The sequence below is a fragment of the Prevotellamassilia timonensis genome (genome assembly GCF_900106785.1).
Taxonomy (GTDB): domain Bacteria; phylum Bacteroidota; class Bacteroidia; order Bacteroidales; family Bacteroidaceae; genus Alloprevotella; species Alloprevotella timonensis.
On record NZ_LT629845.1, the window covers coordinates 289,613 to 305,814 of the forward strand.

At 46.0% G+C, this 16,202-nt stretch carries 11 protein-coding genes; 5 read left to right on the forward strand and 6 right to left on the reverse strand.

Features of this window, described 5'->3' with window-relative positions:
* Positions 1–64: 64 nt before the first annotated feature.
* The 5 genes from rhuM to BQ5453_RS09890 all read right to left on the reverse strand — a co-directional run bounded on the left by rhuM (position 65) and on the right by BQ5453_RS09890 (position 6,727).
* Entirely contained in the window at positions 65–1,480 is a 1,416-nt protein-coding gene (gene rhuM, locus BQ5453_RS09870; RefSeq protein ID WP_071123091.1) for a virulence RhuM family protein, read from the reverse strand.
* Positions 1,481–1,523: 43 nt separating this feature from the next.
* Positions 1,524–3,080, reverse strand: a complete 1,557-nt coding sequence (locus tag BQ5453_RS09875; RefSeq protein WP_071123092.1) for a type I restriction-modification system subunit M — start codon at positions 3,078–3,080, stop codon at positions 1,524–1,526.
* 22 nt (positions 3,081–3,102) lie between these two features.
* Complete coding sequence (locus BQ5453_RS09880) at positions 3,103–3,477, reverse strand: four helix bundle protein (protein WP_071123093.1); 375 nt, start codon at positions 3,475–3,477, stop codon at positions 3,103–3,105.
* A gap of 122 nt (positions 3,478–3,599) precedes the next feature.
* Positions 3,600–6,461, reverse strand: a complete 2,862-nt coding sequence (locus tag BQ5453_RS09885; protein ID WP_071123094.1) for a type I restriction endonuclease subunit R — start codon at positions 6,459–6,461, stop codon at positions 3,600–3,602.
* 38 nt (positions 6,462–6,499) lie between these two features.
* The gene (locus BQ5453_RS09890; protein WP_235860109.1) at positions 6,500–6,727 is read right to left on the reverse strand and encodes a helix-turn-helix domain-containing protein; all 228 of its coding nucleotides are present in this window, start codon (positions 6,725–6,727) and stop codon (positions 6,500–6,502) included.
* Positions 6,728–7,113: 386 nt separating this feature from the next.
* Here BQ5453_RS09890 and BQ5453_RS09895 point away from each other — a divergent pair, with 386 nt between their 5' ends.
* Positions 7,114–8,721, forward strand: coding sequence for an OmpP1/FadL family transporter (locus tag BQ5453_RS09895; protein ID WP_071123095.1), 1,608 nt, complete (start codon positions 7,114–7,116; stop codon positions 8,719–8,721).
* A 102-nt stretch (positions 8,722–8,823) separates the two neighbouring features.
* Here the strand turns inward: BQ5453_RS09895 and BQ5453_RS09900 are convergent, their stop codons facing one another.
* A complete protein-coding gene (locus BQ5453_RS09900) occupies positions 8,824–9,390 on the reverse strand; it encodes a histidine phosphatase family protein (protein ID WP_071123096.1) in 567 nt (188 codons plus the stop codon).
* Between the two features lie 233 nt (positions 9,391–9,623).
* Between BQ5453_RS09900 and dapF the strand changes: the two genes are divergently transcribed.
* The 4 genes from dapF (at position 9,624) to BQ5453_RS09920 (ending at position 16,192) form a co-directional block, all read left to right on the forward strand.
* Complete coding sequence (gene dapF, locus BQ5453_RS09905; protein ID WP_071123097.1) at positions 9,624–10,478, forward strand: diaminopimelate epimerase; 855 nt, start codon at positions 9,624–9,626, stop codon at positions 10,476–10,478.
* A 115-nt stretch (positions 10,479–10,593) separates the two neighbouring features.
* Positions 10,594–11,823: an LL-diaminopimelate aminotransferase gene (locus BQ5453_RS09910; RefSeq protein ID WP_071123098.1), complete on the forward strand. Its 1,230-nt coding sequence runs from the start codon at positions 10,594–10,596 to the stop codon at positions 11,821–11,823.
* Positions 11,824–12,033: 210 nt separating this feature from the next.
* Positions 12,034–14,226 carry a glutamine synthetase III family protein gene (locus BQ5453_RS09915; RefSeq protein WP_071123099.1) on the forward strand — a complete coding sequence of 731 codons (2,193 nt, stop codon included), beginning with the start codon at positions 12,034–12,036 and terminating at the stop codon, positions 14,224–14,226.
* Positions 14,227–14,698: 472 nt separating this feature from the next.
* On the forward strand, positions 14,699–16,192 hold the full coding sequence (locus BQ5453_RS09920) for a 2-isopropylmalate synthase (RefSeq protein ID WP_071123100.1): 1,494 nt from the start codon (positions 14,699–14,701) through the stop codon (positions 16,190–16,192).
* The last annotated feature ends 10 nt before the right edge of the window (positions 16,193–16,202 follow it).

Here is a 16,202-nt window from a genome sequence, read left to right on the forward strand (position 1 = left end):
GAAATAGTCCACCAGCTTGGTGGACAAATTATTTCCCTAAAATTTCCACAAGTTGTGGAAGATTTCAGTTCTCCTTTGGATTGAGGTCGAAAGGAAGCAGAGGCATATCGTCATTACCATTATTAAATCTGTCGAAATCAGAAATATATGAACGGTCTTGGATGAGCTTATATTTCTCATATTCTCCATAAGCCTTTGCTCTTGCTTCATCTTGCGAAACAGTTCCTGCCGAAGGGTTTGCCTCATAGTCCATTGCCGCAAGGAACTGGGCAAGTCGCTTTCGCCAATTTTCCATTGTTGTAATGATATGGCGTTGGGCACGAGTCTCAGCAAGGTCAAGGAATGAAGTAGTTATGCCATTGAGTTGATTAAGTTCGGTATCCGACAAATAGTTTTTGGCAACAATTGTGTCAGACTTTTGTACTCTACCGTCTGGTGCTTTTTTCCATGTTGTAAGCCCCATGTGTGGTTGTTCGGCATCAGCTCTGTTAAAGACAATCTCTGCTGCGGTATGATGTGTGACAGCCATGTGCATCATATTCTGCACCATCTTGAAGAACAATTTGGTACTTTCTGATTTTGCATCATAATCAGCACTACACTCTGCATATACATCCGTTATCTTCTGATAGTAGCGACGTTCAGACGTCCGTATCTCACGGATGCGTTCCAACAAGTCGTCAAAGTAGTCCTTGCCGAAATGCTTGCCTTGTTTCAGGCGTTCGTCATCAAGTACATACCCCTTAATGATAAACTCCTTCAATACAGATGTAGCCCATATACGGAATTGTGTGGCTTGATAACTGTTCACACGATAGCCAACGGCAATAATGGCATCAAGGTTGTAGAACAAAGGAGTACGTTCAACATCACGCACACCCTCAAGTTGAACTTGTTGAATTTTTCTACAAGTTGCCTCTTTTGTAAGTTCTCCACTTTCATAAATTTGAGAAAGGTGATAAGCAATCGTTGCTCGGTCTACGCCAAACAAATCTGCCATGCGTTTTTGCGACATCCAAAATGTCTCGTTGTTGAATATCACTTCAATGCGGGTTTCACCTTGTGCTGTTTTATACAGTAATATGTTGGATTCCAGTGAGTTTCGGATAAGTTCTGTGGTAGAAACGGATTGCGAAAAATATTCTCTTGCTTGTTGCACCAGAGGTTTCTTTCCGTCTGCATTTTCAGCTATAATCATGCACGCCATACGAGACAAACGGAATATGTTCACCTTTCTATATGCACCACTACCGAGCTTGACCATATCAACCGTTTGGTTGAAATGGTCATCAATCTTCATGCCTTTTTGATTGGCTACGGCAATTGCCTTATTTATGACATTTTGGAATTTCCAGTTAGTAGAATATCCCATAGCGTTGCACAGGTCGCGCGAACTCCAATATTCCTTGTTGTTTTCGTCAGTCCTGCGGATAGCATCAAACGTAGGACGCATTTCTGGTATATTATCTTTCTCAGCCATATAAAACGTTCTTCTAAAATTGTCCCAACCTGGTACAAAAAATTCATTCTACCAATCCCAATTCCTTCAAATACCCTTCAATCTCCTTGTCAAGGTAGGCTCGTTTGGCTTCCAATTCCTTGATTTCTTTCATGACAGCATGGATGTCGATAGGTTCTTCTTCCTCGAAAGTATCAACGTAACGAGGAATGTTGAGATTGTAGTCGTTCTCAGCCACTTCTTGCAGTGTGGCGAGATGGCTGTACTTTTCTATCTCCTTGCGCTCACGATAGGTGTCAACAATCTTCTTGATATGCTGCGTACGGAGCTTGTTCTGGGTCTTGACCTTTTCAAACTCTTTGCTTGCATCAATAAACAGAATGTTGTCATCCTCCTTACGGCATTTCTTGAATACCAAGATACAGGTCGGGATGCTTGTGCCATAGAATATGTTGGCAGGAAGTCCGATGATGGCATCCACATAGTTCTTCTTCTCGATGAGGAAACGGCGGATAACGCCCTCGGCATTGCCACGGAACAACACGCCATGAGGAGCGACACAAGCCATTGTACCACCCTCATTAAGGTGGTAAATCATGTGGAGAATAAAGGCATAGTCGGCAGTCTTGCGTGGTGCCAAGCGTCCTGCCTTGCTGAAACGATCATCGTTGTTGAACTTATCGGCAGCACTCCATTCAGCAGAGAAAGGAGGATTTGCTACCACAGCGTCAAACTGTGTATCGCCAAAAGCATCAGCCTCCAAGGTATCGCCATTCTCTATGCGGAAGTTGCTGAACTTTATGCCATGAAGAAGCATATTCATACGAGCCAAGTTGTAGGTCGTAGGGTTCTTCTCCTGTCCGAAAATCTCGTTTGCATGACCGATGTTTGCTGCACGTAGCAACAGCGAACCACTACCACAAGTTGGGTCATAGACATTGCGCAGACGAGCATGACCGATGGTTACGATCTCTGCCAAGATACGGCTTACTTCCTGAGGAGTGTAGAACTCACCAGCTTTCTTGCCAGCACCTGCGGCAAATTGGCTAATCATATACTCGTAGGCATCACCGAGAATATCAATCTCTTGCGATGCTTCCACACCAAAGTCAATATCATCAAGTGCAAGAAGCACATTGCTGACCAAAGTATTCTTGTCATCGGCAGTTTTGCCCAACTTGGGTGAAGCAAGGTCAATGTCAGAGAATAGACCGCCAAAGTCCTCTTCGCTGTCCTGTCCGAGGGTACTGTCCTCAATACGCTTCAATGAGCGTTCGAGCATCGGCAGAATATTCTCCTTTCTCTTAATGCTCTCAATGACAGACGAGAACAGGAAGTTTGGTTCAATGAAGTAGCCGATGTTCTCCAGACATTCGGTCTTGACGCCCTCCTGAAGTTCTTCTATATCTTCGTCTTTCTCCATTGCCCAGAGTTCCTTGAACGTAACTTCATCATCCACCAATGCGTCATTGGCGTGTTTCTCTATCTTCTCCGACAAATACTTGTAGAAGATAAAGCCAAGGGTGAAATACATGAAGTCACTGGCAGACATATTGCCACGCAGTTTGTTAGCGACTTCCCAAAGTTGGTCACGGAGTCTCTGTTGTAATTCTTCGCTCATGTTAAGTATTAAGTTTTAGTGATTAGTGATTAAGTTTGCTTTGTTGCATTTTTCCTTTAATTGTTTTTATAGAGGATGTCAATAGTTTGATTAATTCCTCTGCATCACTATAAACACTATCAAATTCATTATCTTTTAAATATTCACTCTCATGTAATAATTCTAACCAATAAATGGTTTCACTCGTTTCTTTCTGCGAGATAGACAATTTCGCAACAAAATCTGCTTCGCTTTGTCCGTAAAAGGCTTCGGCAATGTTTGCTCCAATACTTGTACCACTTCTAAGTAATTGTTTTGAAAGAACGTATTCTTTCTTTTCTTCACATAAATACTTGTACAAGCGTATAACCCTTAGTGCAAAAAGCTTGTTCTTATCTTTTAATATACTTTGCTTCATAATCCATTTTTTAGTTTTATGTTTTAGTGAATAGATACTAAGTGGTTGCAGTGCAACACTTAATCACTTATCACTAACACTTAATCACTTATCACTGACACTTAATCACTTATCACTAACACTTAATACATAGAAAATGTTCTTATAATCGAACGCAGTTTGTTGAGTATTCTTGTCAATGCCTTGCGCTTCTTTATCAGTCCCAGGTGTTTCTCTTTCAGTGCCTCTTGTATGATTTCAGGCTGTTCCTTCTGTAGGTAGTCATATTCAGATAGGTAGTGATTGAGCACGGATGCATCCAAATCCTCTTCCTTGGCAAGTGTATTTACAGCATTGTTGCGCTCTGTTACGATGTAGTTATTCAACCGTTCTTCAAGGTCGCTTGTACCATCAGCCTTTTGTTTGCGAACCATGAAATTGTCACGGTCATCATCCACATTCTTCTGGATAAATCCGTCAATGAGTTTTGCTTTACTGCGAAGTTCAACATCCTTAATCATTGTGTCGATGATGTGCTTACGCCTCTCTTCGTAGTCCTCACTGTATGGATTGAGGTCTGCAATCAACTCCAAGATATAGGCAACATTGATAATATCACTATGCAGGAGTTCCAAGCAAAAATCAATATCGCCCATACCAGTTGCGACTTCTTCATGAGGGCTTGGTTCACCAACCATGCTTAGGTCTTCCTCTGGAATTTGATAACCTTTCTTTAGATCATCGTTCTTGACAGCAAACGAATCGTATATATCAAGATACTTGCTGCGGAAGTCCATAAACTGTTGTTCTGTCATTCCGAGGTCGGGAGCATCCTCTTCAAACTCATCATACACTTGTATCTCTGCGTGTTTTTTGATGATGTCACGGAAAGCGAGGATAAACTGCTTCTTGTCGTCCTCACTTTGCAAATAGTCCACAAAATGAGGTTCGGGATAATGCTCCAAGAAGTCCTTTGTCAGTTCTTGATAGTGGGTTTTAACATCATCAAATGGTGGGCGCACAATATCTTCAAGATTATTGCTGTTGCTGAAAAGTTTGATAGACTCGTCCACCTTGCTTTTCAAGTCACGGAAGCAAACCACCTTACCGAAACGCTTCTTCTCGTTCAACACACGGTTGGTACGACTGAACGCTTGTAATAATCCGTGATACTCCATGTTTTTGTCAACATAGAGAGTGTTGAGTTTCTTGCTGTCAAAGCCAGTTAGGAACATACCGACAACCAAGCAGAGGTCAAGAGGCTTCATGTCTGCTTTCTTTTTCTTCATGCGAAGGTTGATATCGTCATAATACGCACGGAAGTTCTCGGTAGTGAAACTTGTGCCATACATATTGTTATAGTCATCCATGATGGCTTGCAGTTCGTCTGCCTCGCCTGTACTTTCGCTTGCAAAACCGCCAGTGTTCATACCGGTCTGCTCATCGTCTTGACAACTGTTGGCTGCATATGTGAAGACCGCCCCAATCCTGATCTTCGGATTGAGGCTCTTGAATATCTTGTAGTAACGGATTAGCATCGGCACTGACTGCACGGCAAACAATGCGTCAAACTCTCCATCGAATGTTGACTTATTGAAATTATTAAGGATAAATTTTGCTATCTCCGTCATGCGGTCTTGGTCGGCATTATCCACATCCTCATTGCCGTGGTAATACTCCACAAGAAAACCAAGCACATTTTCATCGGCAATGGCATCCTTTATCAAATATTTGTGAAGACAGTTGCCAAAGATTTCTTTTGTGGTATGTCCGTCCACCGCATTCTCAACAAAGATAGGTGTGCCTGTAAAGCCGAATATCTGTGTATTGTCGAAGAACTTTACGATGTTCTTGTGGCAATCTCCGAAATGGCTTCGATGACACTCATCGAATATCATCACGATGCGAGAATGACGTATTTCTTCTATACGACTGCTATACCACTGCCTGCTGACAGCTGCATTAAGTTTCTGAATGGTGGTAATAATGATCTTTGAATTACTGTGCAGACGCTTCACCAGTTCGTCTGTGTTGTCGGTACTGTCAACGGCACCAGGCTCAAAGGCCTCGTATTCGGCTTGCGTCTGCGTGTCAAGGTCGTGGCGGTCAACCACAAACATCACCTTATCCACATCGTCCAACTCCGATACAAGTTGGGCTGCCTTGAATGATGTCAAGGTCTTTCCTGCACCTGTTGTATGCCAAATATAACCGTTATCGTTGGAGTTTTCTACACGGTCGAGAATCTTCTCCACTGCATAGAACTGATAAGGGCGAAGCACCATCAGACATTTGTCTCCCTCATGCAATACAATGTACTTGCCAATAATCTTGCCCAACGTACACTTGTCGAAGAACACAGTGGCAAACTTCTCCAAGTCGTTGAAAGGCATATTGGCTGCATCCGTCCAGTTGAATGTGAACTTATATCCGCTATTCGGATTATTTGCAAAATAGCGAGTGTTCACACCATTAGATATGACAAACAACTGGATGTAATCAAACAGTCCATGGAAAGAAGTTTTGTGATAGCGTTGTATTTGGTTGTATGCCTGTTTCAACTCTACGCCTCTACGCTTCAGTTCTATCTGAACCAAAGGCAGACCATTGATAAGTATCGTCACATCGTAACGACACTTCTTTCTACCTTCAACCGTAATCTGATTGGAAACTTGAAACTCGTTCTGACACCAGTGAGTGCGGTTCAAGAACTCCACCCACAGGCGTTCGCCGCTTTCCAGTTCAAGCGGAAAGAGGTCACGCAGTTTCTTTGCCTTTTCAAAGCGAGTGCCACCTTCAAGATAGATAAGTATCTTTTCAAACTCAGCCTCCGTAAACTCAGTGCGACCAAGTTCTTCCAATTTCTTCTTGTTGTGTTTCTCCAACTGTTTCTTGAAATTGGCAGACAGGTTCTTCTCCTCTTCAATATGAACATACTCGTAGTTCATCTTTTGAAGAGTATCTATAAGTCCGTTTTCGAGGGCTGCTTCACTTTGTACAGGCATATCTCATCTTTTTTATCGTTATACTTATAAGAACATGGTTATTCATTCGTTTGCAGAAAATGAATATCCAAGGCATTCTCTATTTTGCTTATGACTTCAAGCGAAAGATTCTCATGCCCTTTCAAGATTTTTGAAATGTACTGTTGAGTGCAATTCATTTTCTCTGCCAATATCTTTTGAGTCATTCCAAGTTCCTTCATTCTTGCTGACATGATATTGGCTATCATCTGCGAATGGTTAAACCAAGATTTTTCTTCTTGGCTCATTTGTGTTCCTGCATTTTGAATAGGAGATATTGTTTCCTTTATCATCTTAGACGTATTTCGCTTTGTGCCTTTTATATTATGGCTAATGCCATTTCGCCAACAAAGATAACTGATTCTTACGAGAAGGTACAACTATAGGGTTGTTCTTTTGCATAAATGATACAAAATTGTGCAAGCGCCCGCAAAACAGTCTCTCTTTTTGATGGCAATTTTGAACGTCCCTAAGTGTAAGGTCTATATTCTGCAGGCGGCGATGTAAGAAGGCATGAGGCAGCAGCAGCGACAGCCGTGTGCGCAAGGATTTTTCACAAAATGCGCATAATTCTTGTTTGTGTGCAAAATTGTTTGTACTTTTGCCGACGTTTAGAACAAGAAAAAGGAAAATAATGAAAAAATCAATCCTTACAGCTGCGCTTGCACTGAGCGCCGCCACAGCAGCTCAGGCTGGTGGCTATCTGACAAACACCAACCAGAGTGTGAGCTTTCTCCGCAATCCGGCACGCGATGCCGCCATTGCCATAGACGGTGCTTATGCCAATCCCGCAGGTTTGGGATTTATGTCGACAGGCTGGCATTTGGGCTTTGACCTGCAGAGTGCCTACCAAACACGTAGCGACAATACATACTTTGCACCATTTGCCCTTGGCACCGTAAACGGTGTGGCCAATGGTAGTGACGGTTTTAAGAAATTTGAGGGTAAGGCCAAGGCGCCTGTAATCCCTTCGTTCGATTTGGCCCGTGTGGGTGAAAAGTGGTTCGCGTCATTCCACTTTGGCATTACCGGTGGCGGTGGCAAGTGTAAGTTTGCCGATGGTTTGCCTTCATTTGAGAGCCAGGTGGCCATGTTGCCCGCTTTGATTGGCGCTGTAACTGGCGACCCCAATATTGTCACAGGTTATAGAATGGACACCCACATGCAAGGACGCCAGTATTACTTTGGTGGCCAGTTTGGTGTGGGCTACAAAATCACTCCCAATTTTAATGTCAGCGTAGGTGGACGTGTGGTCTATGCACAGTGTAACTATTATGGCTATGTGCGTAACATCAGTGTGCATGTGACGGACCCGAACTTAGTATCTTTGGCGGACCAGCAGGGCTTTGTATCTGCAACCAAGTTCTTTGAATCTCAGAATATGCCCGACTTTGCATCGGTTGTGTCGGACAAGGAACTTAACTGCGACCAGAGCGGTTGGGGATTTACCCCCATCATCAGTGCCGACTACAAGGTGGGCAAGGTAAACCTCTCGGCACGTTACGAATTTAAGACAAAGTTGCGCCTTAAAAATCAAACGGGTATGAACACCAGCGGCCTTGAAGAGTATGACGACGGGGTCAAGGTAAAGGCTGACATTCCGGCCATACTGGCATTGGGCGCACGCTACGAAGTGCTTGATAACTTGCGATTGAACGCAGGCTTCCACTATTACTTTGACAAACAAGCCACACAGCACAACGACAGACACAACTCTCTGAAAAAGGGTGGTTGGGAATTGCTGGCCGGTGCCGAGGTAGATGTGGCACCCCGCTGGACAGTGAGTGCCGGTTGGCAAACAACCAACTATGGCCTTGGCGATAACAGCCAGTTTATCAGCGACATGAGTTTTGTAACCAACTCTAACTCGCTGGGTATTGGTGCCCGTTTCCAACTGCGCAAAAAGGTGGCTCTGAATATTGCCTACTTCAAGACCTTCTACAAGCATTACGAACGTCAGCACAGTGACTTCTATAATATCAAGGGTAATTTTGGCAAAATGCTTAAGCCCATGGGCGATCAGTTGAGTGCCGCGGCTACGCAAATTGGTACAGCGTTGGCTAACCCGCAGTTGCCAGCTGAGCAGCGAGCTGCATATCAGGCCCGACTGGGACAAATACAGGCAGAGGGTGTAGCTTTGCAGAATATTCAGACGGGGTTGGCGAATTACAGCACGGTAGGCTCTGACAACTTCCACCGCAGCAACGACGTGTTCGGTTTGGGACTCGAAATCGATTTCTAATACGCCACATATATCTATATATTAGTTTCGGATTTAATCAAGGTTTGACTTTAGGTCAGCTTTGATTAAATCCGAAACTTTTGTTTTTTGGAGAGAAAGAGGTCAGTCGGCAGAAATAGCGTCTTGTGTCGAACTGTTCCATTGCGCTGGCAGATGGTCGATGGCGATGTGGCGCACCTCGGCATTCTGCATGCGTGGAATGTCGCGTATTTCGCAGTGGGCAAAGGCCGCCTGTATGGTGCGGTTGAACAAACCGTGGCCTATGGCCAACACCGACTGATTGTGATACACCTTATATATATAGGTAATAAAACGCTTGGCACGCTCAAACATGGCTTGCACGCTTTCGGCATCGTCGGGCATCTGGCTGCTGCGGGCTATGGTGATGGGAGTGCCGGTAAAACTCCCCCAATCGCGCTCGCGAAGCAAGGGGCATGGGCTGAGCGGCAGATGCAATCCGCCATTGATGATGTCGGCCGTGTCGAGCGCGCGTTGCAGGTCGCTCGTCAGCATGACGTCGAAAGCGGTGTGTGCGGCAACCAACTTGTCGCGCAGTTCGGCAGCCTGCTCGCGTCCGCGTGCAGTAAGGTGGCCGGGCATGAGGCCTTGAAGTATTTGGGCCACGTTCTCTTCGGTTTCGCCGTGGCGCGCTAAATATAAATGTGTCATTCGCTTGGCTTTGAATGCTGCAAATTTACAAATAACTCCGTAATGCTGAATAATATGACTATTTGTAATTATTGTAATGAATTAAAGACTTTTATGTGCGGATAAGTATGTATAAAATGGCAAAACGAAAACAATAAAGCTTTTTTGTAAGAAAAATGTTCGTAGTGACGTTGGTATTTGCTCGAAATGTTATATATTTGCACCCGAATTAAGGATTCAAACACAAAGCAGCGATGCAAACAACAATAGAATTTACAAAAATGCATGGTGCGGGTAACGACTATATATATGTCAATACCTTGAAATACCCGATTGACAATCCTGAGCATCTGTCGGAGCTGTGGAGCGACCGCCATAAAGGAATAGGTGGCGACGGCTTGGTGCTGATAGGCAAGGGGGCAGCGGGTGCCGACTTTTCGATGCGCATATTCAACAACGATGGGTCGGAGGCACGCATGTGTGGAAATGCATCGCGCTGTATTGGCAAGTACCTTTACGAATATGGTTTGACAAACAAAACAGAAATCCGCTTGTCAACCCTGTCGGGCATAAAGGTGCTCAAACTGCATGTTGATGACACGAACCACGTAGACAGTGTGACGGTTGATATGGAAGAACCCCGTTTGGCCGTGCCCACACAGTTGGCTACTCCCGACGGCTCGATGACAGAGGGCACGGTGACAGCCACAGATGGTAAAACCTATGTGGGCACTTTCGTGTCGATGGGAAATCCGCACTTCGTGGTGTTTGTCGACGATGCCGAAAATTTTGATGTGGCCGGAGTAGGACCAACGTTGGAATTCGCTCCCATATTTCCCGGACGCTGTAACATAGAGTTTGCTACAGTGCGCCCCGATGGCAGCATACGTATGCGTGTGTGGGAACGCGGTTCGGGCATAACCATGGCATGTGGCACAGGAGCCTGTGCTACGGCAGTGGCGGCAGCACTGACGCACCGTGCCTTGCGACATAGCCATATTGTAATGGACGGCGGCACACTGAGCATTGAATGGCGAGAGTCCGACGGCCGGGTGCTGATGACTGGGCCAGCTGCCAAAGTGTTTGACGGAAAAATTGACTTGCCATAATGGAATAATAGCCTCTCCCTTCTCCCTCTCACAAAATCGAGCGGGTGGGGAGAGGCAACTTTTTAAGGGTGGTGTGGGTTGTACCTGCGCAAATATTTGACAACATTACTATAATATGACTACGATAAACGAGAATTTCTTGAAACTGCAAAAGAACTATCTTTTTGCTGATATAGCCCAAAAGGTGGCAGTCTATAAGGAAACGCACCCCGAGGCAAACATTATACGCTTGGGCATAGGCGATGTGACACGTCCGCTGGCTCCGGCCGTAATCAAGGCGTTGCACAAGGCTGTAGACGAGATGGGCAGTGCCGACACCTTCAGAGGTTATGGCCCGGAACATGGGTACGAATTTTTGCGTCAGGCCATTGTTGAAAATGATTTCGCACCGCGTGGCATAAGCATCGATAAGGACGAAATATTCATTAACGATGGTGCCAAGAGCGACACGGGAAACTTTGGCGACATACTTGGCACAGACAACAGCATCTGCGTAACAGACCCTATCTATCCCGTATATATAGACTCAAATGTGATGGGCGGCCGTGCCGGTGACATCGTAAATGGTTCGTGGAGCAAGATAACTTATTGCCCCTGTAATGAGGCCAATGGCTTTGTGCCGCAACTGCCCGACCATGCCACAGACATGATTTACCTGTGCTACCCCAACAACCCGACAGGCACGACACTCAGTCGTGAAGAGTTGGAAAAGTGGGTGGCCTATGCACTGAAGCACAACAGCCTGCTGCTGTACGATGCCGCTTATGAAGCATACATCACACGCGAAGGCGTGCCCCATTCTATTTATGAAATAGAGGGTGCCAAGAAGTGTGCTGTGGAGTTCCACTCATATTCAAAGACGGCAGGCTTCACAGGCTTGCGTTGCGGTTACACCGTTGTGCCCAAAGAACTCGTGTTCAAAAGCAAGCGTGGTGAAGACGTGCAGCTTAATCAACTTTGGAACCGCCGTCAGTGCACCAAATTTAATGGTACAGCCTACATCGTGCAGCGCGCGGCCGAGGCCATTTATAGTGAAGAGGGCAAGCGCGAGGTGCGCGAAACTATCGACTATTATATGACCAATGCGCGCATCATGCGCGAGGCATTGACCGAGGTGGGCTTGAAAGTGTACGGCGGGGTAGACGCGCCCTACATTTGGCTGAAAACACCTGAGGGTGTGGGCAGTTGGGAGTTCTTTGAACAGCTGCTCACCCAAATCAATGTGGTAAGCACGCCAGGCGTGGGCTTTGGCCCTGCGGGTGAAGGTTTTATCCGTTTGACGGCATTTGGCAAACGCGAGGACTGCGAGGAAGCCATGCGCCGACTGAAGAACTGGTTGAAGTAATCAGTCAATGATTGAAACATTTTGTGAGGCATTTCGGGGTTTTGTAGGTTTTATTACTTAACTTTGTGGCAATAAGGCTGCGGTCGGTAAAAATGTGTGCACTTTTTATGCGACTCAAGCTTTGAACTTTCAGTGTTTCAATTCTTACAAATAGCATACATCAATAACAGAATCGCACAAAAGCAAACATAATCACTAAACCACAACAAAATGAGTAACCTTCGTTTCAAAGTCGTGGAAGAGGCGTTTAAGAAGCGCCCTCTCGAAGTTAAGGCGCCAGCTGAGCGCCCGTCTGAATACTTTGGCAAGTATGTGTTCAACCAGGAAAAGATGTTCAAGTATCTGCCGTTGAATACCTACCAGCAGCTTCGTGAAGTAATAGAAAAAGGCACGCCGCTGCCATTGTCTGTAGCCAACGATGTGGCTAAAGGCATGAAGCAATGGGCCATCGAAATGGGTGTGACACACTGCACACACTGGTTCCAGCCTTTGACCGAAGGTACTGCTGAGAAGCATGATGCCTTTGTGGAGCATGACTTCAAAGGTGGCATGGTAGAGGATTTCTCGGGTAAGGAACTTGTACAGCAAGAGCCCGATGCCTCATCGTTCCCTAATGGTGGTATCCGTTCAACTTTCGAAGCCCGTGGTTATTCGGCTTGGGATCCTGCTTCGCCTGTGTTTATTGTAGGCGACACGCTGATGATTCCAACCATCTTTGTAAGTTACACTGGTGAGGCCCTTGACTATAAGGCTCCGCTCAAAAAGGCACTTGCTGCTGTAGACAAGGCTGCAACGGCTGTATGTCACTATTTTGACCCCAATGTGACCCGTGTAACGGCTAACCTGGGTTGGGAACAGGAGTATTTCTTGGTTGACGAGGGCTTGTATGCCGCACGTCCTGACTTGCTGCTCACAGGACGCACCTTGATGGGACATGATTCTGCCAAGAACCAGCAGATGGACGACCACTACTTTGGTGCCATTCCTGAACGTGTGCAGGAGTTTATGCGCGACCTCGAAATTCAGGCTCTTGAACTCGGCATTCCGTGCAAGACCCGCCACAACGAGGTAGCTCCCAACCAGTTTGAGTTGGCGCCGATTTTTGAAGAGTGTAATTTGGCTGTTGACCATAACATGCTCATCATGTCGTTGATGCGCAAGATTGCCCGCAAGCATGGTTTCCGCTGCTTGTTGCACGAAAAACCCTTTGCTGGCATCAATGGCTCGGGCAAGCACAACAATTGGAGCTTGACCACCGACACCGGCGTATTGCTGCATGGACCTGGCAAGACGCCTGAGGACAACTTGCGTTTCCTTGTGTTTGTAGTTGAAACCTTGATGGGTGTGTACAAGCACAATGGTTTGCTCAAAGCCTCTATCATGAGTGCAACCAATGCTCACCGCCTTGGTGCAAACGAGGCACCTCCCGCAATTATCTCAAGCTTCCTTGGCAAGCAACTCAGCGAATTCTTGTCAAAGGTGGAGAACTCTACAAAGGACGAACTCTTTACGCTTGAAGGCAAGCACGGCGTACAACTTGATATTCCGCAAATTCCGGAGTTGATGGTTGACAATACCGACCGTAACCGTACTTCGCCTTTCGCCTTTACGGGTAACCGCTTTGAGTTCCGTGCAGTAGGTTCTATTGCCAACTGTGCCAGCGCAATGATTGTGTTGAACACAGCTGTGGCTGAGGCTCTCACCGACTTTAAGACACGTGTAGATGCGCTCATGGCCAAGGGCGAAGGCAAAATTACTGCCATACTCGAAGTGTTGCGCGAAGATATCAAGACTTGCAAGCCTATTCATTTTGATGGCAATGGCTATAGCGATGAGTGGAAGGCTGAGGCTGCACGCCGTGGCTTGGACTGCGAGACAAGTTGCCCCGTAATCTTTGACCGTTACCTTGACGATGCTACCATCAAGATGTTTGAGAGCATGAACGTGATGACTAAGCCCGAACTTGAAGCTCGTAACGAAATCAAGTGGGAGACTTATCAGAAGAAGATACAGATTGAGGCACGTGTGCTCGGCGACCTTTGCATGAACCATATCATTCCCGTCGCAACGAAGTATCAGAGCGAACTGGTAGACAATGTGCATAAGATACAGGAGGCTTTTGCCGACCCCGCAAAGGTGAAGGATCTGACCTCGTATAACATCGACTTGATTGAGAAAATCAACAAGCACGTTAGTTTCGTAGCTGAAAATGTGGAGGCTATGGTTGAAAAGCGCAAGGTGGTGAACAAAATCACCGATATACGTACGTTGGCTGTAGCATATCATGACGAGATTGCACCTTACTTTGATGCTATCCGTTACCACATTGACAAGCTCGAACTCATTGTTGAGGACGAGATGTGGACGCTGCCTAAATATCGTGAACTCCTTTTCATTCGATAATGAAGCGGTAGGCTAAACAACTGATAGTTGAACAAGACCCGGAACGGTTGCCCTTGATAGGGGCGTCGCTCCGGGTTTTGCTGTAATTGCCAGTGGCTTGAATGGTCGCTCGTTGGGTGTATGGGAATGGTAGATCGGTTAGGAAATAAGCATATTTATGCCGATGTTGTAAAAAATCTCGGATAATTGTTTGCATTTTGTAATTTATTTATAACTTTGCCATCACAAAACGAAATAACATGACTTATACATCTTACTTCCGACTTTGCAACGTGCTTAGCTTGCGTACATTGGGTACGCGGGAGTGAGAGTTATGGGTATAACCATGGTGCATGGATACGGCGCCGCCAAAAAATACTTGGTGTTGTATCATAGCCTAAAAACCAAACAAGAGCCTCACTACCGCAGCAAGCAGAAGTGAGGCTCTTGCAATATATACACTTGAATAATAAAGAACAAAAATCATAATACAATGAGTGACAGACTTTACATTTTTGACACAACGTTGCGTGATGGCGAGCAGGTGCCTGGTTGCCAGCTTAACACGGTAGAGAAGATACAGGTGGCCAAACAACTTGAACAACTCGGCGTCGACGTGATAGAGGCCGGTTTCCCTATTTCAAGTCCGGGCGACTTTAACTCGGTTATTGAAATATCGAAGGCTGTAACATGGCCTACCATTTGTGCATTGACCCGAGCCGTAGAAAAAGACATTGACTGTGCAGCAGAGGCACTGAAGTATGCCAAACACAAGCGCATTCACACAGGCATCGGTACGAGCGACAGCCACATTAAATACAAATTCAATTCGACGCGCGAGGAAATTATTGAGCGTGCAGTTGCTGCTGTAAAATATGCCAAACGTTATGTTGAGGACGTGGAGTTCTATGCGGAAGACGCAGGCCGTACTGACAATGAATATTTGGCACGGGTGGTAGAGGCCGTGATTAAGGCGGGTGCCACTGTGGTGAACATTCCTGATACAACGGGTTATTGTCTGCCTCATGAGTATGGCGACAAAATCAAGTATTTGATGGAGCACGTAGACGGTGTGGACAAAGCCATACTGTCAACACACTGCCACAACGATTTGGGCATGGCCACAGCTTGTACACTCGAGGGTGTGCTGAACGGTGCCCGACAGGTGGAGGTGACCATAAATGGTATAGGCGAACGTGCCGGCAATACGGCCGAGGAGGAAATAGCCATGATACTGAAGTGTCACCACCTTGATATCCAAACCAATATCAACACACAGAAGATTGCCGCCACGTCGCGCATGGTTAGTTCACTCATGAATATGCCGGTGCAGCCCAATAAGGCTATTGTCGGCCGCAATGCTTTTGCGCACTCAAGTGGCATACATCAGGACGGTGTGCTGAAGAATGTTGAGACCTACGAGATTATCAATCCTAAAGATGTGGGTATTGACGATAATTCTATCATCTTGACAGCACGCTCTGGCCATGCCGCACTCAAGCACCGCCTTGAAGTGCTTGGCGTAGAGGTGGACGACGAGAAACTGAATGACATTTATCAGCGTTTCTTGGCTTTGGCCGATAAGAAAAAAGAGGTTACCGATGATGACATCTTGGTGTTGGCCGGTGCAGAGCGCTCTGCCTCGCACAGCATTAAGTTGGATTATCTGCAGGTGACAAGCGGACACGGTGTGCGTCCTGTGGCAGCCATCATACTTGATATTGCTGGTGAGAAATTTAATGCCGCAGCTGAAGGCAATGGCCCTGTTGATGCCGCCATCAATGCTGTTAAAAACATTATCAAGCGCAAAATGACGCTGAAGGAGTTCACTATTCAAGCTATCAACAAGGGCTCGGACGATGTGGGCAAGGTGCACATGCAGGTTGAATATGATGGTGCCGTCTATTATGGCTTTGGTGCTAACACCGATATTGTGACAGCAAGTGTTGAGGCTTATATTGACGCTATCAACAATTTCAGAAAGTAATTAGTAACTC

Bases quoted from the DNA above. Each gene is read 5' to 3' on its own strand.
- rhuM (WP_071123091.1), bottom strand. From the start codon at position 1,480: ATGGCTGAGAAAGATAATATACCAGAAATGCGTCCTACGTTTGATGCT.
- BQ5453_RS09875 (WP_071123092.1), bottom strand. From the start codon at position 3,080: ATGAGCGAAGAATTACAACAGAGACTCCGTGACCAACTTTGGGAAGTC.
- BQ5453_RS09880 (WP_071123093.1), bottom strand. From the start codon at position 3,477: ATGAAGCAAAGTATATTAAAAGATAAGAACAAGCTTTTTGCACTAAGG.
- BQ5453_RS09885 (WP_071123094.1), bottom strand. From the start codon at position 6,461: ATGCCTGTACAAAGTGAAGCAGCCCTCGAAAACGGACTTATAGATACT.
- BQ5453_RS09890 (WP_235860109.1), bottom strand. From the start codon at position 6,727: ATGAGCCAAGAAGAAAAATCTTGGTTTAACCATTCGCAGATGATAGCC.
- BQ5453_RS09895 (WP_071123095.1), top strand. From the start codon at position 7,114: ATGAAAAAATCAATCCTTACAGCTGCGCTTGCACTGAGCGCCGCCACA.
- BQ5453_RS09900 (WP_071123096.1), bottom strand. From the start codon at position 9,390: ATGACACATTTATATTTAGCGCGCCACGGCGAAACCGAAGAGAACGTG.
- dapF (WP_071123097.1), top strand. From the start codon at position 9,624: ATGCAAACAACAATAGAATTTACAAAAATGCATGGTGCGGGTAACGAC.
- BQ5453_RS09910 (WP_071123098.1), top strand. From the start codon at position 10,594: ATGACTACGATAAACGAGAATTTCTTGAAACTGCAAAAGAACTATCTT.
- BQ5453_RS09915 (WP_071123099.1), top strand. From the start codon at position 12,034: ATGAGTAACCTTCGTTTCAAAGTCGTGGAAGAGGCGTTTAAGAAGCGC.
- BQ5453_RS09920 (WP_071123100.1), top strand. From the start codon at position 14,699: ATGAGTGACAGACTTTACATTTTTGACACAACGTTGCGTGATGGCGAG.